The 23,373-nt window shown below is 35.6% G+C and carries 20 protein-coding genes; 15 read left to right on the top strand and 5 right to left on the bottom strand.

The window, feature by feature from the left end; all coding sequences use genetic code 11:
* Positions 1 to 87 precede the first annotated feature (87 nt).
* Positions 88 to 717 carry a DUF3885 domain-containing protein gene (locus KQI21_RS13845; protein ID WP_216484797.1) on the bottom strand — a complete coding sequence of 210 codons (630 nt, stop codon included), beginning with the start codon at positions 715 to 717 and terminating at the stop codon, positions 88 to 90.
* A gap of 768 nt (positions 718 to 1,485) precedes the next feature.
* On the opposite strand from KQI21_RS13845, the gene KQI21_RS13840 reads away from it, so the two are divergent.
* The gene (locus tag KQI21_RS13840) at positions 1,486 to 2,520 is read left to right on the top strand and encodes a DUF2332 domain-containing protein (RefSeq protein WP_253291505.1); all 1,035 of its coding nucleotides are present in this window, start codon (positions 1,486 to 1,488) and stop codon (positions 2,518 to 2,520) included.
* 227 nt (positions 2,521 to 2,747) lie between these two features.
* Positions 2,748 to 3,677 (top strand): bile acid:sodium symporter family protein, encoded by a 930-nt coding sequence (locus tag KQI21_RS13835; RefSeq protein ID WP_216484795.1) that lies wholly within the window; start codon positions 2,748 to 2,750, stop codon positions 3,675 to 3,677.
* A gap of 790 nt (positions 3,678 to 4,467) precedes the next feature.
* Here the strand turns inward: KQI21_RS13835 and KQI21_RS13830 are convergent.
* Both KQI21_RS13830 and KQI21_RS13825 read right to left on the bottom strand, forming a co-directional pair.
* Positions 4,468 to 4,788, bottom strand: a complete 321-nt coding sequence (locus tag KQI21_RS13830; RefSeq protein ID WP_216484816.1) for a hypothetical protein — start codon at positions 4,786 to 4,788, stop codon at positions 4,468 to 4,470.
* Between the two features lie 431 nt (positions 4,789 to 5,219).
* On the bottom strand, positions 5,220 to 6,173 hold the full coding sequence (locus KQI21_RS13825; protein WP_216484794.1) for a pyridoxal-phosphate dependent enzyme: 954 nt from the start codon (positions 6,171 to 6,173) through the stop codon (positions 5,220 to 5,222).
* Positions 6,174 to 6,365: 192 nt separating this feature from the next.
* Here KQI21_RS13825 and KQI21_RS13820 point away from each other — a divergent pair, with 192 nt between their 5' ends.
* The 3 genes from KQI21_RS13820 to KQI21_RS13810 all read left to right on the top strand — a co-directional run bounded on the left by KQI21_RS13820 (position 6,366) and on the right by KQI21_RS13810 (position 7,601).
* Positions 6,366 to 6,599, top strand: coding sequence for a DUF7878 domain-containing protein (locus KQI21_RS13820; protein ID WP_216484793.1), 234 nt, complete (start codon positions 6,366 to 6,368; stop codon positions 6,597 to 6,599).
* A 416-nt stretch (positions 6,600 to 7,015) separates the two neighbouring features.
* Positions 7,016 to 7,369, top strand: a complete 354-nt coding sequence (locus KQI21_RS13815) for a hypothetical protein (RefSeq protein ID WP_216484792.1) — start codon at positions 7,016 to 7,018, stop codon at positions 7,367 to 7,369.
* A 37-nt stretch (positions 7,370 to 7,406) separates the two neighbouring features.
* Positions 7,407 to 7,601: a hypothetical protein gene (locus KQI21_RS13810; protein WP_216484790.1), complete on the top strand. Its 195-nt coding sequence runs from the start codon at positions 7,407 to 7,409 to the stop codon at positions 7,599 to 7,601.
* Positions 7,602 to 8,320: 719 nt separating this feature from the next.
* Here the strand turns inward: KQI21_RS13810 and KQI21_RS13805 are convergent.
* Complete coding sequence (locus KQI21_RS13805) at positions 8,321 to 9,496, bottom strand: iron-containing alcohol dehydrogenase (protein WP_216484788.1); 1,176 nt, start codon at positions 9,494 to 9,496, stop codon at positions 8,321 to 8,323.
* A gap of 61 nt (positions 9,497 to 9,557) precedes the next feature.
* On the bottom strand, positions 9,558 to 10,316 hold the full coding sequence (locus KQI21_RS13800; RefSeq protein ID WP_253291512.1) for a DeoR/GlpR family DNA-binding transcription regulator: 759 nt from the start codon (positions 10,314 to 10,316) through the stop codon (positions 9,558 to 9,560).
* A 297-nt stretch (positions 10,317 to 10,613) separates the two neighbouring features.
* On the opposite strand from KQI21_RS13800, the gene KQI21_RS13795 reads away from it, so the two are divergent.
* The 10 genes from KQI21_RS13795 to KQI21_RS13750 all read left to right on the top strand — a co-directional run bounded on the left by KQI21_RS13795 (position 10,614) and on the right by KQI21_RS13750 (position 23,074).
* Positions 10,614 to 11,942: a Na+/H+ antiporter NhaC family protein gene (locus tag KQI21_RS13795; RefSeq protein ID WP_216484786.1), complete on the top strand. Its 1,329-nt coding sequence runs from the start codon at positions 10,614 to 10,616 to the stop codon at positions 11,940 to 11,942.
* A 395-nt stretch (positions 11,943 to 12,337) separates the two neighbouring features.
* A complete protein-coding gene (gene mtnK / locus KQI21_RS13790; RefSeq protein ID WP_216484785.1) occupies positions 12,338 to 13,540 on the top strand; it encodes an S-methyl-5-thioribose kinase in 1,203 nt (400 codons plus the stop codon).
* 23 nt (positions 13,541 to 13,563) lie between these two features.
* Positions 13,564 to 14,616, top strand: coding sequence for a s-methyl-5-thioribose-1-phosphate isomerase (locus KQI21_RS13785; protein WP_216484783.1), 1,053 nt, complete (start codon positions 13,564 to 13,566; stop codon positions 14,614 to 14,616).
* A gap of 124 nt (positions 14,617 to 14,740) precedes the next feature.
* Positions 14,741 to 15,400 (top strand): L-fuculose-phosphate aldolase, encoded by a 660-nt coding sequence (locus tag KQI21_RS13780; protein ID WP_216484780.1) that lies wholly within the window; start codon positions 14,741 to 14,743, stop codon positions 15,398 to 15,400.
* 816 nt (positions 15,401 to 16,216) lie between these two features.
* Positions 16,217 to 17,242 carry an NADP-dependent oxidoreductase gene (locus KQI21_RS13775; RefSeq protein ID WP_216484778.1) on the top strand — a complete coding sequence of 342 codons (1,026 nt, stop codon included), beginning with the start codon at positions 16,217 to 16,219 and terminating at the stop codon, positions 17,240 to 17,242.
* Positions 17,227 to 17,430, top strand: coding sequence for a hypothetical protein (locus tag KQI21_RS13770; RefSeq protein ID WP_216484776.1), 204 nt, complete (start codon positions 17,227 to 17,229; stop codon positions 17,428 to 17,430). Before KQI21_RS13775 ends, KQI21_RS13770 begins: the two co-directional genes overlap by 16 nt.
* A gap of 144 nt (positions 17,431 to 17,574) precedes the next feature.
* A complete protein-coding gene (locus tag KQI21_RS13765; RefSeq protein ID WP_216484775.1) occupies positions 17,575 to 18,447 on the top strand; it encodes an ATP-binding protein in 873 nt (290 codons plus the stop codon).
* Positions 18,448 to 18,462: 15 nt separating this feature from the next.
* Positions 18,463 to 20,373 carry a vWA domain-containing protein gene (locus KQI21_RS13760; RefSeq protein ID WP_216484773.1) on the top strand — a complete coding sequence of 637 codons (1,911 nt, stop codon included), beginning with the start codon at positions 18,463 to 18,465 and terminating at the stop codon, positions 20,371 to 20,373.
* Between the two features lie 656 nt (positions 20,374 to 21,029).
* Positions 21,030 to 21,704 carry a hypothetical protein gene (locus KQI21_RS13755; RefSeq protein WP_216484771.1) on the top strand — a complete coding sequence of 225 codons (675 nt, stop codon included), beginning with the start codon at positions 21,030 to 21,032 and terminating at the stop codon, positions 21,702 to 21,704.
* The gene (locus tag KQI21_RS13750) at positions 21,704 to 23,074 is read left to right on the top strand and encodes an efflux RND transporter periplasmic adaptor subunit (protein ID WP_216484769.1); all 1,371 of its coding nucleotides are present in this window, start codon (positions 21,704 to 21,706) and stop codon (positions 23,072 to 23,074) included. Before KQI21_RS13755 ends, KQI21_RS13750 begins: the two co-directional genes overlap by 1 nt.
* Positions 23,075 to 23,373 lie beyond the last annotated feature (299 nt).

Here is a 23,373-nt window from a genome sequence, read left to right as displayed (position 1 = left end):
AGTTTGATGCACCAAGAATGGAGGGCATGGAATTTTAGTTTGTGAAAACTGCTTGTCAGGAGTACAATTCTAAAACCTGTTTTACAGCTAGGGTGTTTGAAATTGCTGCTTCATTTTTCCAATATCGTAATCTAATAAAAGCGATGTATGTGTATCGTATAAGGCTTGTAAAGGTGCTTTAGAATTTCCTACTACATCCAATCCCCTGTCATCATATAAATAGTAAACGACACCATCTTTAATTCGAACAATATACAGCTCAAAATCATTAAAAATACCTGTTCCTGTGAAATCTTTCCAAACAGATTTCTGAATAATAACTCGTTTCTTTACATTAGCTATGGTGGTTTTTATGGAAAAACGAAGAATTTTTGTATCATTATCTTCTTTATCATAAGGGTTTGGCAATACCTCATATGCCAGCTGGCTTAAAGATGGGCGTACATAAAAATAACGCTCCAGAAAGCGGTGCCTACGGTATACCAATCCGGGGCTATGAAATATATGTAAAACAACGTATACTTCATCTTCTGGTGCAAATAAATCGTTCCAAATGGTTCTAACTCGCTGTTCGGCAATCTTAAAGTAGTTAGGATCGTCTGTTGAATATTCAACAGGCCCAATTTCAAATCGCAAGCCAACAGGCATTGTATAAAATAGTGGCGCATGTAAGTCTGATTGATACATCGATTTCCACCATTGATTAAATGTCATCATCTGTTTTCTCCTAACTTTTACGAAATCATTTTTATGTTTAGGAAACTAGATCGTTCCCACACTGTAGTGGCTAACTAGCCTTTGAACTCCTTCTATCCGTAGAGATAAAGCATAAGTTGTATTAAATAGAAGTTTCACTTTATCAAAAATAATTCATCCATGACTTCTATTTATTCTTTACATAAAATATTTTCCATCATTAATTATTTATGGTATTTAGATAGCAAATAGCCTAATCAACTAAAGATGACGGCTAAGATTATTGTTAGAACAAACATTTTTTGGTGCAGCACTTTTTTACGAATTATTACATATACCGATAAGGCAAAAATGTCACTTCCTGACAAGATAAATATATACAACAAAATTCTCGATGATCACTTCTTTCATAAAAAATTGGTGAATTCACCAGTATCTTCAAGAGACGTAAGAAATAAATAATTGTATATTGATAATACTAAATTACAAGGTGTTTTTTAAAAGATTTTTAATTCTGCCACGTGATACGTCACGTCCCTTTGCAATTTTATATAAATTAATAGCAGAAAAGAAGTATCGTTTATGTAAATTTTTGTGTCATCTTCTGATATTTTTTAAGTATACCTTCTAGTAGAGTTATGGTAATGTCTGCATAATACTGTCAAATTTTCTTCTTATTCATAGGTTTTGCTTTACCGCGTTTCATTTGAAAAATGAATAGACTAGTATAATGATAGACATAATTACATAAAAAGAAAGAAAAATCTACTTTTGACGAGGGGTGTAGTTTTGGAAAAAGAGAAAGCTGTTATCGCTCAAAGATTTAGGAATTTTGCCAAAAATGAATGCAAAGGTTCTAGTGAATTATATGAGTTTTTATCGAATCAAATAGCTGGAGATCATGAATTGTTGAAATTATGCGCACATACAAGAACGGGACAGCCAATCCCGAATTTGCTATTTGGTGCAGTTCACTATTTATTATTAAGGGGCACAAATCATAGATTAAGCGAGTATTATCCTAGCATTGTTAAAAAGCCCAAGGATATCAAGGGTTCCTTTATTCCTTTTAAAGACTTTTGTAGGGAGCATCAAGCTGAAATACGTCCGCTTTTGCAAAACAAGTTAGTTCAAACCAATGAAGTAAGGCGCTGTGCTTATCTTTATCCAAGCTTTTGCTATATGTACAGTATTGCTAAAAAGCCTCTAGCCTTAATTGAAATTGGAACGAGTGCCGGGCTTCAGCTGCAATGGGATAATTATGGTTATTCATATGGCAATAAAGAGGAGGTTTATGGAAATGAACGTTCAAGAGTGCATATAACATCGAAGATCAAAGGGGAGAGTAGTCCTTTACTACATGCAGATAGTCCGTCGGTAGCATGGAGAGTTGGCATTGATTTACATGTCAGCGATGTAAATGATCCGGAAGATTTGCAGTGGTTAGAAGCATTGATTTGGCCAGAACAGCAGGAAAGGCTAGCTTTATTTAGAAGTGCCGTTAAACAGCTACAGGAAAACCCTGTAAAATTATTCGAAGGGGATGGAGTAGCTTTACTTTCTGAGGTTGCCAAGAAAGCACCTAAGGATACAGCAATATGTGTTTTCCATACCCATGTTGCCAATCAAATACCGAACGATTTAAAGTTAAAGCTGGTGGACAACATTAAAGAAATTGGTAGAAAAAGAGACATTTTTCATCTTTATAATAATATGTGGGATAGCGATCTTCACCTTGGTTACATTGTGGATGGAAGGGAATACAATCATACTATCGGAGAAACAGATGGACATGGCAAATGGTTTAGTTGGAATTTAGCTTGAACTATTGGATGACAAAAGATAATTCCAAGAGCTATCATTGATGGATAACAAGTTATTTAAAAATGCTTTATGACTATGTTGCGATAGCTTCATCAACTATCGCAGACAAGTGCTTTATTCTACCGTTCATTTATTTGTGGTATCCGACTTTTTTAACCTTTTGAGCTATTTTTCTTCTTCTTGTTTATGCCTTCCTGTGGTAAGATAAGACAACAGGAGGTAGAATAATGCAATCATTCGTCAAATTCAGTCATTTTATTGGAAAAACTTTCGCCCTCTGGGTACTTCTTGTGGCGGTTGTCGCATTTCTCATCCCAGAGCAATTTTTATGGATTGGCAAGTACATATCCATTCTGCTTGGGATCGTCATGTTTGGCATGGGGATGACATTGTCTTTAGAAGACTTCAGTGAAGTGGTTCGACATCCAAAGAGTGTAGTTATTGGTGTTGTTTCACAATTTTTATTGATGCCACTCATCGCGTACGGTTTGGCAAAAGGTTTAAACTTGCCACCCGAAATTGCGATTGGTGTCATTCTTGTTGGTGCTTGTCCAGGCGGAACTGCTTCTAATGTCATAACATTTCTGGCAAAGGGTAATACAGCGCTTTCCGTAGCTGTTACAACTGTATCGACATTACTTGCTCCATTGTTGACACCTGCTATTATCTATTTCTTGGCAAGGGAATGGCTGGAAGTGTCGGCATCTAGCATGTTCATGTCTGTTATAAAAATTGTTTTGTTGCCAATTATTCTTGGTTTAATTGTCCAACTATTCTTGAAAGAACAAGCGAAGAAAACTGTCGATTTGTTGCCTCTCGTTTCCGTAGTGGCCATCGTTCTTATCATGGCAGCGGTTGTCGCGGGAAGTAAAGAGAAAATTGTCGAGTCGGGCTTGCTAATTTTTGCGGTCGTTATTTTACATAATGGTTTCGGTTATTTGATCGGGTTTTTCATCGCAAAGCTGTTTAAGCTTCCCTATAATGATCAAAAAGCGATTTCCATTGAAGTTGGAATGCAGAACTCCGGATTAGGCGCAGCATTAGCGACTGCTCATTTTAATCCAATTGCAGCAGTACCTAGCGCTATTTTTAGTTTTTGGCATAATATTTCCGGCCCGTTATTAGCCACGTACTGGGCGCAAAAAACAAAAAAATAAATAAACGGCACTTGCAATAGTTCTATTCTTGCAAGTGCCGTTTAAGTTTGAGTGAAAATTATATTGATATAATACTAGGTAAAGATCCATGGATAACGAATTTATTGATATAAGAAAACCTTCATGCTAGATACTAGCTCAGCCAAGTTTTTAAAAGGCGTTTCTAAATATTATAAGAAATAATACATTCAGTTGTCTTGTTGTCTAGGAAATGATTTCCGTTTCTACAAGCTATAACTTGTTGAAAAGAGATCGTCGTCTAGCTTATGCGCTCAAGCTGATGCAAACTTCGATTCTTCCTGCGATAAGTTAACATTGGCTTGAATCTAAAGGAAGGCCGACTAAAAGCGGGCTTGCCGCCCAGACGTCGGCATACCCTGTTTTAGAGGCATGTTTCCGTTATCCCGAATGTAAGGAGCCGTATTTCTCTGAAAAAAATCTGCTTATTTTTTGCAAACTTTATGAGAGAAAAGACTCCTAAATCCCTGCTTTTTGGGGCGAAAGGACAAGGAAAGCTACGCAGCAATACATCGCGATTTTTCAAGGACAAGGAAAGCTACTTGAATTGGCATCGCACGTAGAAAAAGTGTACTACTTTTTCAAGGACGTTTTGTTTTTAGCCCTAGGTCTACTTCAAGGAGAAAAACATTCCTTGAATGAAGTTTACTTTATCTCGTCAGAAAATCTTCAATTTGTTTGTCGCTAACCGAGCGCTTGTACTTTTTTCTTTAAAACAAGCAATCCATTTCTATTTAAAAGCTATGTTGGCTGAAGCCTTTTAGAGCATGTATTAATGTATAAAATTTGCCCCGAACCATAGGAAAAAGATGATCGTTACGGTATTGGCTATTAGTAGCGTAAGCGAAAGGAATGCCATAATCTTTTTTTCTTTCCTACTGATAAAAGCTAAAAAAGTAAATAATGTGCATGCAATGAAAGAGATAGCAATTAAAGTCATACCAACCCTTTCGCTAATCAGACTGCTAACAATTTCCAAACATAGCATCGACATGGATAAAACGATACTTGTAATAAGTGATAAATAACTTCTCCATGAAAAATATTTGTATTCCATATATACACCCCAACTAAATTGTAATAAAACTCCCAACCAGCTACCCCTTTTAAGTATCAGACTTCAAAATGTTACGACTATCAATCTATGATGTTGTAAAAAATTCGAATTGTCAGATCTAAGATGCGTAAAATTTCTATTCGGTTGTGTTTAGTAAGTAATAAATAATTTAAAAAAGGTTGTGCTCAACATTAGAAAAGTTTCTTAAACATGCTGGCAAAGCAGCTTTAATTTTATACTATAGGAAAGTATAAAACTTTATGGTTTATAGTATAAGAAAAACTATAGCTTTCGCCAAAAGACTTGGCGACAAGCCAAGTTTTTCTAATTATCTATAGGAAGCTCTCTCACTTTTATATGATACAAATAAGAATTGAAAGCTTTGCCTTCTAATCATTTTACAATAGATGTTAAGTAAGCTCTAGTAAAGCTTACTTTAATCAGAATGAATTACTAAAATAATACCATTAGACAGGAAGAAAGTTAGAAGAGGTAGTGATTGCCATGATAGATCCTTTTTCATTTAATGTGTCATCTATTTTTTCGCTTGCAGCAATTGCAGCAGCTGATGATAACTCCAAATGAATTCCTCTATGACTAGCTAATTTCTGAGCAACTTGAGCTTCTTGATTGGAAACAACAATAGCAGCTTCATTACTTTCTTTAACCGCTTGAATCGCTTGAAAGGTAACGGTTTGACCATTGATGGAAGTAAGTTCAGTAGTTCCATCGAATATATTCGTATATGGTTGTCCCTCTAAAACTTTACTGATTCTTTGAAATGGTTCGACCGCATACATTTTAGGTATATGATCTATAAGATTAATTTGCTTCAGTTCCTTAAAGCCCTCAAAAATTCCCCAGATCAAGTCCCCCCTAGAGGTAGGAACAATCACTTTTGCTGGTATTTGATAATTAAGTTGGGCATAACACTCACGAGCAATATTCTTAAAGGCTTGAACTCCAATAGGTTGACTGCCAACCGGAGGATTTAAAAAATTCGTAGCTGGATAAAAACCATCTGCAACGTATTGTTTCGTGATATTCCATCTCACAAAAGAAGAATTTGTACAAATAAGCTTAGCTCCAGTACTTTCAATCATATTGGCTATGGTTTTATTTAATTTATATGTAGATATAACAATACAAGGAAGTTGAGCGTAACTTGCATACGAGGCTAAAGAAAGCCCTGCGTTTCCACTTGAAGCAATAACAACACCTTTATAACCCTTAGCTAGGGCCATTGAAATAGTATATGAACTGATTCGGTCTTTATGGGATCCTGTCGGGTTAAGTGATTCGTTTTTTATTAATAGTGGATAATCGTTGCTAAACTGAATAATTGGTGTGTTTCCTTCTCCCAGATAAAGAGATTTTTCAAATGGAAGCCAATTATTTCCATTAAATGCATCTTGATACACTGGTTTAACGCTGGAGGGTTCTCCCGTCTGTTTGCATTGCAATTTTACATATAAAGTATCATGTTATGGTTGTGAAGTACAAAATAATAATTTTATTAATGTATCTCCCATTGTCTAACCATCTTTTTTGAACATCCTCGTATATGCTATTACTTAGATAATAAGATGCCTGCCATAGAAGGGATTTAGCATATGAGTCACTTAACTAATCAATTTGCCATGGATTTTACGTTTACAACTGATAAATCAATGATTGAAAAGAAAAAGAAAGATTATGCTAATGTTTACCGAATAGATGGTGAATTGAAGCTAGAAGTTAATGGAGAATTGTTTTTTCAAGAAGATATAACGATATTAGAGTTTTACTTGCAATTGAAAAAATGGTTCAGCAAAAAAGATAATAATACTTTTATTATCATACTTTAGAGGTAGAGGATAATGAAAATCTAATACAGAAAAAACCTAATGATTGTTCATCAAGAAAATTTATTCTAGAGAATTCCAAAAGAATGGAAAAAGGTTTTACTCTAAAGTATAATTACTGCCAGTATGCTCTAGGTAGAAGATAGAAACTTTATTACCTTATCATCATGAACTTCTCGTTACTACTCATTGGGAAAGCCATTATTCTATGCTTTGTTCCAGTAAAAAATAATGGAGACCATCGTTACTGCCAGTAATTTGGAAAGATTTTATTGTGATGATAAAACACAAATTTACTGGAGCTTGCAATAGATCATAAAACAGCATATTTGCACATGTTGACTACTGCCATCATTGGAAGAGATAATTACTTTTTTGTCTAGAAAAACATGGTATAGTAGATGGTAGGAGGAAGAAAAATGGGTAAAAAGTTGATTCGTTCATTCATATTGCTCGTGCTTATTAGTCTATTGGTTAGTCAAGCACAACAGAAACTAAATCAAATACAAATCGATAACCATGAAGAGACAACGATTACTTCGGTTATGCAGGTATATGATAGTGAAGCTGTACAGCTATCAACTTCTGCAACTCTTTTGCAACAGAATGAAATGGTTGATTCTGATTTTCCTCCTGTAATACGATTACCATCGCCACTTCGCTATCATTATGTCAAAGCACCTTTACAAACAACCTGGTATGCTACAGATACAAGTCGGATGGTGGATGTTATGAAGTATCACTCCAATTATCTCTCTTTCTTTCATGTTTAAGAATAACTGTTAAAAAACATGAGAAGGAGAAAAGAACATGAAGCAAATAGATAAACCAGAGTGGAAGGAATCATTAGAATGCTATCTGTTTAGCTTTATCATTTTATTATTGTTTTTAGGTACGATCGTAATAAGCGGCCAGTTAACTGGCACGGATTGGATTAGTCTTTTTAGTAAGTTTACTTTTGATGTAAATGTTGATGTATTAAAGCAGTTATTTCTGTTGGAGTAAGTGACAAAAGAGGTTAAACTAAAAGTAGATTAAAATCGTTAATGAACCATTTATGGAAGCTCATTCTTTTTAAAATTAAAATGGCAGCTGCCTTACACTGAAAGGACAGCTGCCATTTTTGTAAGATTATGGGTATGAGGGATTTCTTTTTGATAGAAAAAAGAATAGATTTCATTCATATAAGTCATAGTATGTTTGTTTATCAATAACTATACTAAAACCTTTCATACCAGCGTGGACAAATAAAGTACTTAGCTGGGCTAAAGTTCTTTGATTTTCATGTTAATTCATTATCATGTCTTTCTTGGCTTCTGGCATTGTCTGCCATAAAAGTATCCTCTCCATAGTGAAGGAAGTTGTGTCCATTATAGGTATATCAGTTAAGCAAGCTTTGATTTAACTGGACATCTAGCCATACTTCTCTCACTTGAACTGCTAATTTTTTGTGAATCTATGAGCGAATCGGTACCTCCAATGCCCGGTTATTTTAACTAACATCAGAGAAAAATATTCCTTGAATGAAGTCTCCATTTATCTCAGAAAATCTCCAGTTCGTACCTCGCTAATTGAGCGCTTCTAGCTTTTGTTCTACTTATCCGTTGAGGATGAAGGAAAAGCTCCACTGAATGAAGTTTCCCTTTATCGCGTACTTCTTTAATCAGTTTTTTAGGTGTTCGTTGGTTTTAAGTCAAACTTGTAAATCAAATCACAGTTATTATTTATAATGCTAGTTTTAAAACCTTTACAATATCTTCAGCGCTTAATTTTTTCAGATGACCAACTGGTTGAGTGTCATTTTTAGTTGCTCGATTAGCCATCTTTATAAAGTGAGTATCATCGATTTCAAATTCAGATAGGTGCGACTTCATACCCATGTTAGTAAAGAATTCACGTGTTTTTTCAATGCTTAATTGAATAATTTCTTCCTCCGAATAGGTGAAAGGATCAAGATTAAAAACTCGAACTCCATACTTAACAAAAATAGATGGGTGAAATTGACTTACATATTGCATCCATGCAGGAAAGACAATCGCCATTCCTTCACCGTGGGTAATACCATATTGTCCACTAATTTCATGCTCAATTCGATGTGAAGCCCAGTCTGGCTCACGTCCTAGTTCTAAACTATTGTTATGAGCCATCACTGCTGTCCACATAACTTCAGCTCTTAAATTATAATTATCAAGCTGTGCCATTAATTGATTACCACTAATTAAGAGTGATTTAATTGCACCCTCAAGAAGATGGTCCGTTAAATTAACGTTCTCAACACGAGTGAAATAGCGCTCTAACAGGTGGGTTAAAATATCGGATACCCCAACTCCTGTATGATATTTAGGCAGTTTTAACGTAAATTCCGGATTGAGTATGGAAAATTTAGGAATAATTAAATTTGTTTCAACTCCTAATTTATGTTCTCCATTGGAGACGATAGTTGCGTTTGACATTTCAGATCCAGAAGATGCAACAGTAGATATAACGCCAATTGGTAAAGCATTTTCTACTTGAGCTTTACCGATGAAGAAATCCCATACGTCTTCTTCGTACAGTGCACCAAAGGATACGGCTTTAGCTGTATCAATAACACTACCGCCTCCTACAGCTAAAATAAAATCAATTTGGTTTTCTTTTACAAGAGAAACTAAGTGACGGATTAAGGAGATCTCAGGGTTAGGTACAACTTCTCCATTTCTGAAAATGGTAATTTTCTTTTTATTTAGCTCTTTTTCAATCGTATCGTAGATTCCTAAATCAAAGATATAGTCACCGCTATAGAGTACTAAAACCTTTTTTGAATGACTCTCTAAATCGATAAGTTCTCCTACCTGACTTTCTTGACCTTTTCCAAAATAAATATTTGCTGGATTACAGTAATTAAAATTTAGCATAGTCATCATAAGCTCCTTTAATTTATATGTGATTGTTGGGATACGTATATCATAAAGGAGTCAATCGTTAATATATTAATTGAATTTTACTGTTTTTAAAGAAATCGATCCATTCACCAGATGGTTTTTTATCTGTAATAACCGTTGAAATGTGCGAAAAATCATCAATTAAATGAATGGTTCTAAAATCAAATTTCGTATGATCCACCACTAAATAATTTTGTTGTGATTGTAGCAAGAATTGTTTTCTAACAAGCGATTCATCTTCACTATAATCCGTCGGCCCAATATTTAGGCTAATACCTGAACTACTGATGAATGCTTTATCAATTAAGTATCTCGAAATATTTGCTTGAGCATTCACCCCAATAAAAGAGTGCGATACATTCCTAAAGTTTCCTCCAATAATAATCAGTTTAATGGTTTTATGATCCTTTAAGACGTTGGCTATATCCAAAGAATTTGAAATGACGGTAATTTTTAGTGTAGTCATTTTTAATAGAGTTGCAATCGAAATTGCTGTAGTTGAACTGTCTAAAGCGATAGAATCTCCATCTTCAATAAATTTCAAGCATTTTTTAGCCATAATTTGTTTTTCTTCTTTAAACATTGTCTCCCTTAGTAGAACAGGGACTTCTTTATCAAATGTATTTGGCAGATAGGCTCCTCCACGTACTCGCTTTAGTTTTTTTTCTTTCTCTAATGTTGCTAAATCTTTACGGATAGTTTCTTCTGTTACATTTAACTTTTTACTCAAATCCGTCACTTTTACGCTACCTGTATTATTAAGTTGTCTTAAAATTTCTTGTAATCTATCATATTTCATCAAAAGAACCTTTCCTTTCGATTTATTAATTGTAACCTTACCACAGAATAAAGAAAAAGTAAACAAAATATATACTTATTCCAAATAAATAACCAATATAAACCAAAATTACAAAAATATTAGTTTTGAACTTCTGTGAAATGTATTGACTTTTCGTGTTCCCCAATTTATGATTAAATCGTTGGGAACGTATACATGAAGTTTCATAAAACAAATTTATATAGAAAGGAGTATATTTTTGTTAATTTTGGGGATGGACATGTTTTACGAATTATCTAATAAAAAGGAGAACTGTAAATGCAGAAAAACAAAGAAAAAACAAAAACTCCGAATAAAGGTCAGTTTATGGGGCTTGTCCCACTTATAATCTTTTTAGTTTTGTATATGCTGACAGGGTTAGTTTCAGGTAATTTTGAAAATATGCCATTAATGATTGGAATTCTGATTGCTTCGGGAATTGCTTTGATGATGAAAAATAAAGATAATCCACTCAAGTTTGAAGAACGGATTATGATGTTTTGTAAAGGTGGCGGTGATCACACTTTAATTCTAATGGTTATTATTTTTATTCTAGCTGGAGCATTTCATGGGGTTGCCAGTGGAATGAATGCAGTTGATTCGGTGACAAACCTAGGTTTGAGTGTTTTACCATCAAATTTAATTTTGCCAGGACTGTTTATTATTGGGTGTATATTAAGCTTTGCTATGGGAACATCAATGGGGACTGTAGCAGCATTGGCACCATTAGCAATAGATATAGCTGACAAAACTGGAGCAAATATAGCGCTAGTATGTGGAATTGTTGTTGGAGCAGCGATGTTTGGTGATAACTTATCTTTTATTTCAGATACAACTATTGCAGCTACTCGTACGCAAGAAATTTCAATGAAGGATAAATTTAAAGCGAATATCTTAATGGTTCTACCAGCAGTTGTGATTAATCTGGTCTTGTTAACACTCGTGCCAATTGATACAGTGGCGATTTCCGGTTCTTATGACTATAGTTTAATAAATATCATCCCATACGTATTGGTTATTGTTCTATCATTAGTTGGTATTGAAGTAATTACGGTAATGGTCATGGGGATTTTTTCAGGTATGATTATTGGTTTAGTCCACGGAGATTTTACCATTATTGAATTTATGAAAATCGCTCATGAGGGAATGAAAGGTATGGAAGACATGGCAATAATTGCGATTCTAGTAGGTGGTCTCGTTGCGCTAATGAAGTATTTAGGTGGTATAGATTGGCTTTTACACGCACTTACCAAGAAAACAAAAACTGCTCGTGGTGGAGAGCTATCCATTGCGGCCCTTGTTAGTTTAATGGATATTTCGACTACGAATAACACAATTTCAATTATTGCAGCAGGACCATTAGCAAAAGATATTTCTGACGAATTTGGTATTTCACGTTCTCGTACAGCAAGTTTATTAGATGTATTCTCCTCTGCATTCAATGGTTTATTACCCTATGCAGGCCAATTGCTGGTAATTGGAGGGATGGCAGGGGTCTCACCTGTAAGTATTATGCCGTATAACTGGTATTCTATTTTAATGATTGTTGTCGGTTTAATTTCTATCGCCATCGGTTTTCCAAAAGGTAAGGATACAAAAGTAAGCTAAGGAAGGGAGATTACTCACCATTAGGCCTAAGATTTAAATGGGAGTTTCTCATATCTATGACGAAAACAATCCTTCGTCTTTATAAGTGTTACTTCGGGAGTTTCTGCTTTGATGCCCGAAGTCTAAAATTCTTTCGTACCTTGAATATTTTACGCATGGAAGGTTAACATGTTGTTTTCTCCATGCAACCTTATATATTCAGTTGTCAAAGAGCAACTTATATAAATAACAGTAACATATGATCGTTCAAATTACACGTCTAAGGAATGTATGTTGACTAAAAACAAAGTTTATCCCCCTCTTTATCGTTGAGTTAAAGTCCTCACATGATGAAAAAGGGAGACTTCTTATCTGTAGTCATGAAATCAGGGAATGTATAATAGGAGGAAAGTACAATGTCTAAATTTACAAACCATTTTTTGATGTCTCCTGAAGATATAAAAGAATACGTAATCGATGAGCTTGGCTTATTTACCAATAACGCAGATCTGACTGTGAGTGAAATTGGAGATGGCAATATCAATTATGTTTTTAAAGTAGTAGATATGAAATCCGGGAAAAGTGTAGTAGTAAAACAAGCAGATGTTTTGCTTCGATCTTCCGGACGCCCACTCGATATTTCACGAAATAAAATTGAAGCAGATATATTGAAAATTCAGTATGATTTAATGCCGGAATTTATTCCTGAAGTCTACGATTATAATGAAACAATGTGTGCATTAACAATGGAAGATATTTCAGCTTATAAGAACTTACGCTTTGAGTTGATGAATGAACATATCTTTCCGAATTTTGCAGAGGATATTAGTACTTTTTTAGCTAACACGCTATTGCCAACAACAGACTTATGTTGGGAACGTCATGAGAAGAAAGAGTTAGTTAAGAATTTCACCAATGTGGATATGTGCGATATTAGTGAGGATCTTGTCTTCACTGAACCATATTATAATTACAAGGATCAAAATGTTATTTTGGATGAAAACAAATCATTTGTTGAAGAACATATTTACCAAAACGATAAATTGATTTATCATGTTGCAAACTTACGTAATAATTTTATGAATAACGCACAAGCATTGATTCATGGTGACCTACACTCTGGATCTATCTTTATTAACCAAGATGGAACAAAAGTTATTGATCCTGAGTTTGCTTTCTACGGGCCAATGGGATACGACATCGGAAATGTCATCGGTAATTTATTTTTCCCATTAGCACGTGCTCATTATTACAATGGAAATGTAAATTTTCGAGAATGGTTACAACATACGATTCGTGATATTTATGATGGAGTGAGTCGTAAACTAGCTGATACTTACGATGAGCGAGTTACGTTGCCATTGTATACGAACCATCAATTTAAAAAGGCCTATCTTGATCATGTGATGTCCGATTCATTGGGTTATGCTGGAACAGAAATGATTCGTCGTGTAATTGGTGATTCAAAAGTTAAAGAGGTATCAGAAGCACCTCTAGGAAAAGAACGAATTGAAATGGAACGAGCCTTGCTTAAAATGGGTATAGAATTAATTATTCAGCGTGCTGAGATAACAACAGGAACGGAATTAGTTCGTCGTTTTAACATGATAATTAGTTAAAAGTAGTTTAGGAGGAAGAATCGATGCAACGAGCAGACTATGATTTACCTTTTTTATTAACTTATGAAAATGTGGCTTGGTATGACAATGGCAAAGTAAGAATATTAGATCGGCGGATATATCCGACTGAGGTACGTTTTGTCGAGTGTACAACCTATCAAGAAGTCGCGCAAGCAATAACCGATATGGTTACGCAAAGCGCAGGACCGTATACAGCAGCTGGTATGGGAATGGCTTTAGCAGCATATCAAACTCGAGGGAAAAAAGAGGCAGAACAAATAGCTTTTCTAGAAAAAGCGGCTCACGTCATTGCCTATGCTCGACCGACGACTGCAAACCGAATGGGAAAAATTACGCAACGTTGTCTAGAAGTCGGAAGATCAGCACTTGCAAAAGGAGTTAACCCTGTTGAGGCAATCTTCTTATCCACGGTTGAATCCTTAAATCGACGCTACACAATTATGGATAGAGTGGGAAAACATTTGATTAAATTAATGCCCGATCATGGTCGCATTTTAACACAATGTTTTGGAGAAACCATTATAGGTACTTTTTTACGAGCTGCGAAAGCTGAAAACAAGAATTTGGAAATATATTGCGCAGAAACTCGGCCGTATCTTCAAGGTGCAAGATTAACTTCTAGCTGTGCAATTGACCTGGGTTTTCCAACCACTGTTATTACCGATAATATGGTAGCTTATGCGATGGAATACAAAAAAATTGATGTGTTTACTTCAGCAGCTGATTCCATTGCAAGAGACGGTCATATTGCCAACAAAATTGGAACGAACCAAATTGCAATAGTAGGCCAGCATTATGAAGTCCCTTATTATGTGACTGGTATTCCTGATGCTGATAAATATTCAAAAGAAGATATTATAATTGAAGAACGTGATCCTAAACAAGTTTTAGAATATCGAGGAATTCCTAATACTTTAGCAGGTGTGCAAGCTATTTACCCATCTTTTGACATCACGGGGCCATCTCGAATTAGCGGAATTGTGACAGATCGAGGCGTGTACTCCCCTTATGATTTAGATGCTTATTTTTCAGAGGAACAGGCGCGTTTTTATTAAATTTATTAAAACATAAGTTAAGCCTTTTCCTATATTAATCATTTGGAAAGGATGGTTGACACAGGTTGCACTAAATTACAATGTGTAATCAAGTGTAAAAAATATATAGAATGAGTGATAATGAATGAAATATGTAGAAGAGCGAAAGCAGATTGTAGAATACGGAAAAAAACTATTAGAAGAAAAACTAACGACAGGAACTGGTGGTAATATCAGTATCTTTATTAGAGAAGATCAAGTGATGTTGATTACACCAAGTGGTATTCCTTACCCAGAAATAACAGAAAAAGATATTGTTCTATTAAATTTAGATGGAGAAATATTAGAGGGTAATCGTAAGCCTTCAAGTGAGTATGACATGCATCGGATTTTTTATCAAAATACGGATCATGTTAACTCTGTGGTGCATACTCATTCTGAATATGCTACAGTATTTGCTTGTTTGCATGAAGAAATCTTGCCTCTTCACTATATTATAGGGTCAGTCGGTAACAAAATTCGCTGTTGCGAATATAAAACGTTTGGTACTTATGAGTTAGCTGAAGAAGTGTTTAATTGTATTGGAAATGATAAAGGATTACTTTTAGGGAATCATGGTGTTATTGCAGTTGGGGAAGACTTAGCCTCTTCCTTTTCAGTGGCAAAAGACATTGAATTTATTGCAAAACTGTACTATCGAGCACGAAATATAGGGAACCCGGTATTACTGTCAGAAGATGATCTTGAAAAAGTGATTGAAAAATTCGATACGTATGGCCAATTAAGAACATATGGACAAAAATAGTGTACGCTGTATAAATTGCTATCTTAGCATGCTTGGTAGATTTTAAAGAACTTACACGAGTTGAATTCAAGTTTATTTTTTTGGGTTGATAAATGGCCTTGTATACAAAGTAAATTACAGCCAGGCATTTAGATGGAAAGAGAAGACTCCTTGTTGAAAAATTTCAGCAAGGAGTCTTAATGATACATTAGGAAAGTATACTATTTTAGAGAAGTTATTAAGACATAGTGAAAATTTTAATGTATAGAGTATAAGCCAACTAGAGATAGGTCCACCAAAGTCTTGCTCCAAACGATTTTTCTAATTGTTCAGGAAATCATTGAATGAATTGCTAGCACTTTTGTACCCGTCTGGAAAATTATACAATTCTGGATTTGTGGGAGATAATGACCCCGTGAATGAAAGTTATACTTCATATAATAATAGTGAAAGTGTATTCAAAGGGGGCAAGCGCGATGGAAACGTTCGTGTTTTATACCTCCTACATGGTACAAAAGTGTAGATGTAGTTCAAAGAGGGTTAAATACTTGGCATAAAATAGGGGCTATTGTACTACAAAACGCCCTGTACGTGAAGTTTTAAGGAAACATAGTTTCGGCCAATGGATGTATACTTTTTAAGTACGTGATTTCTGGAGAAACAAACTATGAAGAAATTCATGCGTTATTTTCATTTGGCTTTTTGAACACCCTTTTTAAAAGTATTTTACAATACATTTTATTGAAAGAATGATACTTTTTAGTGTTGGCCTAGCTAAAAAGGGGTAAACAGATAAAAGGTATAATCAAAATTTGAAGGATTTGGAGGAGGTTAATGATGAAGCAACAGCAACTTATTTTACATGAGCGCCCCAATGGGTTACCAAATGCAGATACGTTTGCGTTTAAAGAAGTAGAGGTTGGAAGTCCCGAGACAAATCAATTATTGTTAAAAACGCTATACGTTTCCGTGGATCCTTATATGCGGGGAAGAATGGCGGATAGACCTTCGTATATTAAACCGTTTCAAGTCGGTAAGCCATTAAACGGCGGTATTGTCTCTCAGGTGGTGGAATCGAATAGCGAGAATTTTTCCGTTGGTGATATCGTTACGGGTATGCTAAACTTTCAGGAGTATCATGTTGTTGAGGCAAATCAGGTACGGAAAGTAAATACATTTGGCTTACGTCCCAGCGTCGCCCTTGGTCCCTTAGGAATGCCAGGATTAACTGCTTATTTTGGCATGATGTACATTGGAATGCCAAAACAAGGTGAAACTGTAGTTGTTTCAGGAGCTGCCGGTGCAGTTGGCCAAGTGGCAGGACAGCTTGCTAAGAAAGCTGGCGCTCGTGTTGTTGGGATTGTTGGTTCAAAGGAGAAAGCGCATTATATTACAAATACATTAGGTTTTGACCACGCCATTGAATATAAATTAGTTAATGTGCACCAACAATTGAAGGAAGCATGTCCAAACGGAATTGATGTTTATTATGAAAATGTGGGCGGAGAAATTTCAGATGCCGTATGGCCATTATTGAACACATTCGCGCGTGTGCCTGTATGTGGAGCTATATCTTCCTATAATTTAGAAGAGGGAGAATATGATGTTGGCTTACGGGTTCAACAATACTTGATCAAATCAAGAGCAAAGATGCAAGGTTTTATAGTGAGTGACTACGCGGACAACTTTAAAGAAGCGTATGAAGAATTAGGGAAAGCAATTGCCAGCGGTGATTTGAAATTTGAAGAGACAATTCGGGAGGGATTTAGCTCGATTCCAGATGCATTTATTGGTCTGTTTACAGGTGAGAACATTGGGAAGCAGCTTGTTAAAGTAGCGGACACTATTTGTCTGACAAGCTAAGTGTTGAGATTAATGAGACAATTAACAAATTAGGAACCATTGTCGTTTCATATCCTGTATTATTTATTTTCATTTTGATGGTGGATGCGTTTTATGGTCTATTATTTGATGTGTACCGTCAAAAACGATTATTTATTAGTTCTATATCGATTCTGTTTATTCGAATAGCAATTATTTTGTTTATTTAAAGCAATGTTTTTGAGAGCGTAAACATTTTTATTAGTTTACGCTCTTTTATTTTTGCAGAAACCCTCGTGTTCGTAGAGTAAACAGCTAGCTTTTGTAATTGGACTAAACAGGGTACAATAATCTCTGAAAGGAGTATTATATGTATGCAAATGAATTATGACTTACCGGAGAACATGAAAGAACAATTGCAGCATTATAAACGAAATATTGACACTTATCCTGAGTTAATCCGCCCGGGCGGCTATTTACCGCCAAATCAGGAGGTTTTAATAGATGCAATCACAGCTCTTAGTATGGGGAAAAATATACTGTTAAAGGGACCTACTGGATCTGGAAAAACAAAGTTTGCTGAAACGCTTTCTGCCCTGTTTCAACAGCCAATGTTTAGCGTCAACTCATCTGTTGATATAGATGCAGAAAGTTTACTCGGTTTTAAAACACTTAACTACGAAGAAGGAAAGCAAGTGATTGAATTTATTCCCGGCCCTGTTATTAATGCAATGCAGCATGGAACTTTCTTATATATTGATGAAATTAATATGGCAAAACCGGAAACACTGCCAATCATAAATGGAGTGCTTGATTATAGGCGCTCGATTACGAATCCCTTTACGAATGAGATTGTTACGGCAAATCAAGGGTTTAATGTGATTGCCGCGATTAATGAGGGCTATGTAGGAACAGTCCCTTTAAATGAAGCATTAAAAAACCGTTTTATCGTCATTGAAATCCCTTATATCCAAGGTGAACAGCTAAAGCAACTGATCAAGAGTAACACAAAGTTAACGGATGAAACGATAATTGATCTATTTGTAAAATTATCCAATGATTTAATTCAGGCGGTGGCTCAAGGAAAGCTTGCAGAGGATGCAGCTTCGATTCGTGCTTTATTGGATGCCTGCGATTTAAGTGCAGCCATCCCTGCAAGGCGTGCCATTCAACGAGCGATTGCAGATAAACTAGATGAAGATCGCGAGCGAGCGTTCATTATGAACTTGGCAGAAACACTATTTTAGTTAGGAGTATAGCGAATGTACCGATTCCACCATTCTACTGTCGATACGAATTTATTCCGTCAATTGCAGGACTTAGCTACGGTGTTATCTGGGATTCCCGAGCTTACGTTTGCATATAGTTTTGGTACGTATATGGACTTAGTGGAAAGACAAGTGACAGCGAGTAAAGCATGGGACACGGTAAAGCCGGAATACCAAGAAGCGGGATTAAAGACAGATGTTTATTTACGAACGATTGGTTCCCTTTATTGTACAGATGTAAAAGCAATACAGGACTTTGTAGAGACGATACAAGAATCCTCTTTACCTAAATTTGCTGGGCAATTATTTACCTTATTCGAAGATATTCGGCTTGAGGAGATCATTAAACAAGAACGTCCCGGAACGAAAGAACTATTTGCTAAAAGAAAAAGCTATTATCAGCATAAATTTTCCAACGAGCGAATGGCTCATGTGACACGAGGGCTTCCGTTAGATGAGTTATTTTGCCTTATTTATTTAAATTTACAATCTGACCGCCCAGAACCGGACTTTCCAAGAGCTCTTTCCGCACAGCTTGAACAACTAAAACAAATCCGGTCGTTCATTTATGAAGTATTTGAAGCAAAAAGCACGTACGATATTACGCGAACTTCATTGGCTATTGTTCAACAATTAGCAGCTAATTATACGGACATGATTCATGATTATTTTGTGCTGCCGATTCAACATGTCGAGATGTTTACGAAAAATACATTATTTGATGAGCTGACTCGAACGGATGAATTAGCAAATGATGACAAAGAACGATTAGATGAAGATAAAAATGAATATATTGACGAAACGTTTTCGACATGGCATCGGGAAAATGAAAATAGTGATCGTAAGCAAACCTTTTTGCAGTTTGAATTAGAGGTTGGAACAAAAACAAATATGAAAGGAAAGGATGCCAGGGAAACTGAAGATGGTGATCAAGCAATGGGAACCATTCAGGGCGCATCAGGGCAAACAAAAAACAAAGATTATTCGGATTTGGAAGCATTGGATAAACAGGAAAATAAAAAAGGACGGCGGAGCGAGAATCTGTATGGAGAAGAAAACAAAGATGCAGTTAAATTAATAAAGCTGTCTGAACCACCAACAGAAAAAGACATAGCTTTGTATAATGAGTATGAGAAAGATATTGAGCCGTATAAGCGAAAGCTCGCAACCGTATTGAAAAAGACGATCGAACATAAGCAAAATGCACCAAGAAAAGATGTTATGGCCGGCCGTTTATCCAGAAAGCTTTTGCCGGTTGTCTTAGATGAAAAACCACGGATTTTTTATAAAAAAAATCAAACGTCTAAAGAATTGGATGCAGTTTTCACCCTGCTTGTTGACTGTTCTGCGTCCATGCAGGGAAAAATGGATGAAACAAAACGCGGGATCGTATTATTTCATGAAGTGTTAAAAGCTTTTCATATTCCTCACTCTATCGTTGGCTTTTGGGAAGATGCGATGGAAGTAAAAGAGCATTATCAACCAAACTATTTTCACGTGATTCATTCCTTTTCGGATTCATTCTATGAGCAACATGGACCGAAAATTATGCAACTTGAACCCCAAGAGGATAATCGGGATGGCTTTAGTATTCGTGTAGCCACGGAGAAGCTTGCTATAAGACGAGAAAAGCATAGATTTTTACTTATATTTTCCGATGGAGAGCCGGCTGCTGCTAATTATACTCAAAATGGGATTATTGATACGAATTTAGCCGTGATCGAAGCGCGTAAACAAGGCATCGAGGTGATCGGAATATTCCTTGCAAATGGAGAGGTAGACGAGACAGAGGAGCAATTTATGAAAAATATCTATGGCAGGAAACAGGTACTTGTGCCGAATGTTGCAGAATTTCCAGAGCATTTTTCCCCACTCATGAAAAAATTATTACTAAAAGTACTTTAATGATTTGGGAAAATGAAGCGTGCTAAATGTTTTTATAAAAAATTAGCGTTAAGCAAAGTTTAAAAAGCACCCCTTATGTGTAAAGGGAGTGCTTTCTCCCTTTGCTTCTCCTGTCAATATCCATTTTTTAAGAGATGCTCTTCAATCCTGGTAAAATGGACGTAGCGAATTTTGTCGTACGTTAAGATTATATAAAATTTTTTAATTGAAATAATTTGTCGCAGTTGAAGTTTTGATTAAAGTTTTCATTCTAGTGCTTACCTTTATATTTATCCCGCAAGTAATTGGCAGTAAGACCTCTCTCATGCCAGGAGGTGAAACCTAGGAGAATAGTGGAGGATCCAACTGCTAGTCAAATGCCTGATTCTGTTCATTCTAATAATCAGTGGGGGATAAAAGACCCCCCCTGATGAAGATTCACTTTATCTAGTATATTATTAGAATGAATAAATAGATAAAATATTATAGTTAAAATAACAAAAACTCACGTTTCAAAGCATCTATATCATTGAGGATGCTTATTGTCGATGTATTTACTATATGAAAAGGTTAGCAGAAATTGACAAAAATAATAGCTTTTTATCTTTTTCTGCGATAAAATTGAAGAAATATTGCAAATTATAATCGCTGATATATATAGAAAAGGGCTGTGACCAATGATTTATCATAACAACTTATTTAAGTTTCTTCTTTCCATAGATGATCATTTATTTCGTATTAAGCAGGCAGAGAAAATCCGCTATATTTGGAAGGTAAATGGTATTTTATTGGTATGTGCCATTCTAATATATGGCTGGATGGCTTATCTCGGTATGGGGACGGCTATTCTATCACCTCAAATCGCAAATCTAAGTCCGCTAGAATACGAGCAACAGAAGTTTTGGTTTATGATTGGTAGAATGTTATACGCCACTTTGTTTGTAGGATTTGTCTTGTTTGTCCCATCACTTTTTTATTACGCAATTTTAGGTATCCCCTTGCAAAAATTAATCGTGATGCAACAAATAGTTTTACTTGTAATGCTAGCTGAACGTCTGATCTGGATTCCGTTAGCTGTTTTTAATGGGTTAGATTGGTATGTATCCCCGCTTTCATTTGGAATTATTGCTTCCTATCTGACGGAACATGTTTATTTTATTTACTTTTTTGGAACGATCTCGCTTTTTCAAATTTGGATTATATATTTTCAAGTTAGGTATTTGCGTTTTCTATCGGATATAAGGCACCAATGGTTATGGTTCATCGTCATTGGCTGGCATCTATTTTTTTGGGCGATTGCGGCTGTATTCGTATTTGCTGATCAATACTTACTAAGTAGGTGGTTTGGTTAATGCAAAAATATAAAAAACGATTACTTCAACTAGGTGTTATCTTATTTATTTGTATAAATTTTATCTTGGTTTATGTCGATGATGAAGGAAAGGTAGATCGTCTAGCTTCTATATCTGACTGGACTCAAACTTTTGAAGCAAATTTAGAAGAGAAGCTGTATACAAAAGGTGTGCTGCTAGCCAAGGAGGAGCACAATATCTACTTTGATAAAAATGTTGGAAGCTTTGAATCATTTATGGTGGAGGTAGGCAGTCAAGTAAATCGTGGCGATCCGCTATTTTCTTACAAGGTAGTTCAGTATCATCAAGCAAAAGCGGAATTATTAGAGAAAACGAACAAATTAGAGGCGGAAGTTGCTGCAATCGAGCAAGCGATTAGGAAAATGACAGCCTTTCAAATACCAGAGACGAATACAAAAAGTGAGTCAAATTTTGCAATTACCGAAGATCGGCTAAAGCTTGAGTTCCCTCAAGACCCTATTCAGGCAAATTTATTAAAAGAGCAATTTTTAATAGAGAAAGAGCAAGAAAAAGCTGAAAAAAATGTAACATTAGCTAGTGTAAAACGACAATTAAATGAACTCCAATCTAGTGGCGATACGATAACGGTCGAGAGCTCTTATTCAGGAGTAATAACTCATGTATCAAAGCAATTAGAGGACCCAATTGTAACGATTGCCAGTAATGATTTACACGTGGAGGGAGAACTTTCTGAAAAAGAGCGTCCTCTTGTAAAAAGTAATCTTCCAGTGGAAGTAGAAGTAGAAGAAACAAAAATGAACTTGAAAGGAACAGTTTCCAATGTCAGTGATATAACGAAAGAGGATGCTGCTGTACAAAGAAAAAGTACATATCCGTTTATGGTTCATTTGCAGAAAGGAAGCGAAGGTATTGGTACAGAAGAAACGACAACAGATCAAGCTCATTCAGTAGCCGAAGCTCAAAGAAAGCAAACCGATAACAATGAAGAAAACGAAACTAGCAAGCGACAAAAACCACAGGAACAGGCGCAAGCTGTCGAGCAATTATTACCTGGTTATCATGTTAATTTAGCAATTACGACTAAGGCTTCACAACAAGCTACAACTTTACCTGATCAAGCTGTTCATCATCGCGTGGTGTGGAAAATGACAGATAAAGGCAGGCTCATAAAACAAAAAGTAAAAACAGGAATTGTCGAGGACGATAGGATTGAGATAACCTCTGGTATAATTACTGGCGAAGTAGTGGCTACAGAACCAGAAAGTCAGTTTCGACATGATGCTACATTTATTACACCGTTGAGTTGGGAAAATGGCTTTAAACATACGATTTCCCCAAAAGGATTAAGTTGGTATGAATTTTTAATTACAGGTATCGTTGCAAGGTGAATAAGAAAAGTGTAAAGTATCGGGGGATGTTCAAGGACAAGGGAAGCTAATAAAATTGCCCTCGTACGGAGAAAAAGTGCCTTTCTTTTTAAAGGTCACTTGAGATTTTAGTCCTTTGTTCTACTACTATCATAGGGGATGGAGCAAAAGCCCTACAAGCCCTACTAAATGACGTTTCCTTTATGTCGTTAGAATGAATGTCTCCAGTTTGGTACGTTATTAACTAAGTGTTTTTTCATAATGAAAGACCAAGTAAGATAGTCGGCTAGACTGGGTTTAAAAAGAGGATACGTGATAAT

Source organism: Virgibacillus proomii, from assembly GCF_018916875.1.
In the GTDB taxonomy this organism is placed as follows: Bacteria; Bacillota; Bacilli; order Bacillales; family Amphibacillaceae; genus Virgibacillus; species Virgibacillus proomii_B.
The sequence above is the reverse complement of the archived record's forward strand: the minus strand, read 5'-3'. Positions and strand labels throughout refer to the sequence as shown.

What these genes read in the sequence shown, in the direction of transcription:
- KQI21_RS13765 (WP_216484775.1), top strand. Translation starts at nt 17,575, where the DNA reads ATGCAAATGAATTATGACTTACCGGAGAACATGAAAGAACAATTGCAG.
- KQI21_RS13795 (WP_216484786.1), top strand. Translation starts at nt 10,614, where the DNA reads ATGCAGAAAAACAAAGAAAAAACAAAAACTCCGAATAAAGGTCAGTTT.
- KQI21_RS13820 (WP_216484793.1), top strand. Translation starts at nt 6,366, where the DNA reads ATGAGTCACTTAACTAATCAATTTGCCATGGATTTTACGTTTACAACT.
- KQI21_RS13775 (WP_216484778.1), top strand. Translation starts at nt 16,217, where the DNA reads ATGAAGCAACAGCAACTTATTTTACATGAGCGCCCCAATGGGTTACCA.
- mtnK (WP_216484785.1), top strand. Translation starts at nt 12,338, where the DNA reads ATGTCTAAATTTACAAACCATTTTTTGATGTCTCCTGAAGATATAAAA.
- KQI21_RS13785 (WP_216484783.1), top strand. Translation starts at nt 13,564, where the DNA reads ATGCAACGAGCAGACTATGATTTACCTTTTTTATTAACTTATGAAAAT.
- KQI21_RS13810 (WP_216484790.1), top strand. Translation starts at nt 7,407, where the DNA reads ATGAAGCAAATAGATAAACCAGAGTGGAAGGAATCATTAGAATGCTAT.
- KQI21_RS13805 (WP_216484788.1), bottom strand. Translation starts at nt 9,496, where the DNA reads ATGACTATGCTAAATTTTAATTACTGTAATCCAGCAAATATTTATTTT.
- KQI21_RS13800 (WP_253291512.1), bottom strand. Translation starts at nt 10,316, where the DNA reads ATGAAATATGATAGATTACAAGAAATTTTAAGACAACTTAATAATACA.
- KQI21_RS13750 (WP_216484769.1), top strand. Translation starts at nt 21,704, where the DNA reads ATGCAAAAATATAAAAAACGATTACTTCAACTAGGTGTTATCTTATTT.
- KQI21_RS13755 (WP_216484771.1), top strand. Translation starts at nt 21,030, where the DNA reads ATGATTTATCATAACAACTTATTTAAGTTTCTTCTTTCCATAGATGAT.
- KQI21_RS13835 (WP_216484795.1), top strand. Translation starts at nt 2,748, where the DNA reads ATGCAATCATTCGTCAAATTCAGTCATTTTATTGGAAAAACTTTCGCC.
- KQI21_RS13760 (WP_216484773.1), top strand. Translation starts at nt 18,463, where the DNA reads ATGTACCGATTCCACCATTCTACTGTCGATACGAATTTATTCCGTCAA.
- KQI21_RS13780 (WP_216484780.1), top strand. Translation starts at nt 14,741, where the DNA reads ATGAAATATGTAGAAGAGCGAAAGCAGATTGTAGAATACGGAAAAAAA.
- KQI21_RS13815 (WP_216484792.1), top strand. Translation starts at nt 7,016, where the DNA reads ATGGGTAAAAAGTTGATTCGTTCATTCATATTGCTCGTGCTTATTAGT.
- KQI21_RS13845 (WP_216484797.1), bottom strand. Translation starts at nt 717, where the DNA reads ATGATGACATTTAATCAATGGTGGAAATCGATGTATCAATCAGACTTA.